General features: G+C 50.9%; 1 protein-coding gene and 1 pseudogene. Both read right to left on the bottom strand.

The window, feature by feature from the left end; translation table 11 throughout:
• Positions 1-451: pseudogene (locus HMPREF2958_RS08200) on the bottom strand (hypothetical protein); the annotation flags it as partial.
• A 510-nt stretch (positions 452-961) separates the two neighbouring features.
• On the bottom strand, positions 962-1,369 hold a 408-nt coding region (locus HMPREF2958_RS10780), incomplete at its 5' end, for a Type 1 glutamine amidotransferase-like domain-containing protein (protein WP_083313730.1).

The raw sequence follows: 1,369 nt of genomic DNA, 5'->3' as shown, positions 1-1,369 counted from the left end.
CCTGACCGCCCTGACCGGGAGTACCAGGCTGACCCTGACCGGGGGTACCGGGCTGATCGCTGTCGTGATCACCAGGCGTATCGGGAGTGTCAGGTGTATCGGGAGTGTCAGGGTGATCGCTGTCGTGATCACCAGGCTGACCGGTCTGACCCTGACCGCCCTGACCAGGCTGACCATTGTCACCAGTCTGACCGTTGCCACCGCCGGGAGTGCTGGTCTGACCGTTATCACCAGGGGTGCCAGGCTGACCGGTCTGACCCTGACCGCCCTGACCAGGCTGTCCCGGCTGACCGGGCTGGCAGTCACATGCAGGAGAGGTGGGAACCTGATCCGGCACGTTAGCAAACGTAGCAGGCATTGCCACGAAGGATGCACCCAACAAGGATGCGGCGGTGCCGGTCGTAACCAGCGCCTTCTTAATTCCGGGAGATTTCCGCTGATGAGAAGTCATATGTAAACCTCTTTTATGTCGGCTTCGTGTGCACGGAAACTTTCAACTACCGCAGGAGTAAACCCTCAAGGGTAGCCTAGACTAAGTATCCAATTCCCAGGCTACAGGGGCTCCACTAGGCATACAAGCATGTTTATAACATTTAAGTGAACATCACTCAGCTTGCACCCTTTTTTGTCTACAATAAACATTTCAAAAATCCTGCATATCCAGGGACCTCTTAAGGACTTTTACCCCCTCATACATCCCCTGCAAATCCAGGGATTGAAGAGAATAAGATCCTTCATGTAGCACCCACTAGAAGCACACTTAAGATTCCCAGGTAAAATCTGCACTTGAGGTTAAAAATAAAGTTTTAATAACACGTGTCGAATCCGGTCACATAGTGGCACACCCTACACAACCCCCGCTTTTCGCTTGATATATCAAGTATTTTCACTATCAAAATGCATTCTCAAAATTTACATATCAAGAGCTTCGTTGCGCAGTCGAAACCTGCTGGTAAACGTACTACAACTCCACAGCACATATACCTTTTGCCGTCTGATTATATAAACCAGCATTGCTCACACTTCGATAGACTACATCTACTACCTCGTTGCAGTATCGAGCTGCCGCCCCATCGTCTAAAGCTACTCCTGGCGGTAAAGTACCGCTTTGTAGTGTCTGCAAAAAACTTCTGGGACGACCAGGTTCAGTATTGAAATGAGGGCAGAAACTGCCAGGCAGTATACCCAAACCGTCATTGAGCGCTTCTAAACCACCAAACGAATCGGTCAGACATGACTCGAACCAGCAAGCTGCACCTGCACTTATCCCCGATAGAACCGTTCCCTCGACATATGCTTTGCGAAGCACACGGTCAAGTCCATGCAATCTCCACACAGCTAAGAGGTTTGCGGTGTTACCGCCTCCGAC

Origin of the sequence: Rothia sp. HMSC036D11 (genome assembly GCF_001814205.1) — a bacterium.
Classification (GTDB): Bacteria; Actinomycetota; Actinomycetes; order Actinomycetales; family Micrococcaceae; genus Rothia; species Rothia dentocariosa.
This window is presented reverse-complemented; position numbering and strand designations above follow the sequence as displayed.